We start from the raw sequence: 1139 nt of genomic DNA on the forward strand, positions 1-1139 counted from the left end.
GGCCAGGATCGCGGCGGTGCCCGCCTGGACCAGCGGCTTCGCCGACGGCCCGGCCGCGCGGCGGGCGGCCAGGAACGCCTCGTCGAGGCCGGCGAGCGTCGCCTCCTGCTGCGCGCGGAGCGACAGGAAGGCGACGACCATCAGCAACAGCGCCCCGCCGACCAGGGCGAGGTTGCCGGCGCCGGCCCCGCGCAGGAAGCCGGGCAAGGCGCGGTGCCCGTCGCTGAGCAGGTCGAGGGGCATGGTGCGGTCCTCGGCCGCCCCGACGACGATCGCATCGAGCTGCAGGCCGGCCCGGTCGAGGGTGCCGAGCAGCGGCGCGAGGCGGGCGCGCTTCAGGACGACGTGGCGCACGCGGAGCGTGGCGGTCTCCGCATCCTCGCCCTCCACGTACCAGTCGCCGTGCACGGCCTCGCTGCGGAACGGCGTCGCCGCCTCGAGTTCCTGGGCGAGGACGGCGCGCATCCGCGGCAGCGCCGCGCTCGGCAGGGTCAGGGTGCGGATGAAGCAGGAGGCGGGGTCGACCCGGATGCGGACGTTCAGGCCCGGCCGGCCGCCGCGGATCGCCGCAAGCCGCTCCGCGAGGTCCTCCGCCTCGGCGTCGAGGTGATAGGTCCGGGGCGTCTCGCCGCGCTGGTCGATCACCGTCAGCGCCGTGGTGCCCGGCACGCCGAGGCCGATCGTCAGGGGGCCGGGTTCCCGGTCGAGGCGCGGGTCGGTGAGACCGAGCAGACGCGACGCCTCGTCGAGGCTCGGGCGCAGGGCGGAGCCGCGGAGCCGCGCGCGCAGGCCCAGATCGGGCCGGAAGACGCCTGAGAGGTTCAAACGGCTCGTCCCGCTGCGCGGCACGAAGCGTCCGCTGCAAGAAATGTTAAGCCTGCGGTGTTTCCATTCGCTTAAGCGCGATGCCGACCTGCCTGCCGCGGTGCGACCTGCCTGCCGCGGTGCGGGATCCGGTACGCCGGGGTGCCGTGGCGATGCTGGACGTCTGGGGATCGAAGAGCCGGCCCGTGCGGGCGCGGCCGGACCGGCGCGCCCCCGAGCGCGACCGGGGCGATGCGGCGCGGGCCTTCGTCGAAGGCCTCGCCGAGAGCGGGGTCCTCGATGCGGGCGGCCTCGATCGCGCGCGGGCGGCCCTC

The 1139-nt window shown here is 76.0% G+C and carries 1 protein-coding gene; it reads right to left on the reverse strand.

All coding sequences use genetic code 11. From position 1 onward, the window contains the following. A partial coding sequence (locus FV222_RS26865; RefSeq protein WP_210248518.1) for a hypothetical protein occupies positions 1 to 825 on the reverse strand: 825 nt, incomplete at its 3' end. Positions 826 to 1139: the final 314 nt, after the last annotated feature.

The sequence above is a fragment of the Methylobacterium sp. WL103 genome, assembly GCF_008039885.1.
In the GTDB taxonomy this organism is placed as follows: domain Bacteria; phylum Pseudomonadota; class Alphaproteobacteria; order Rhizobiales; family Beijerinckiaceae; genus Methylobacterium; species Methylobacterium cerastii.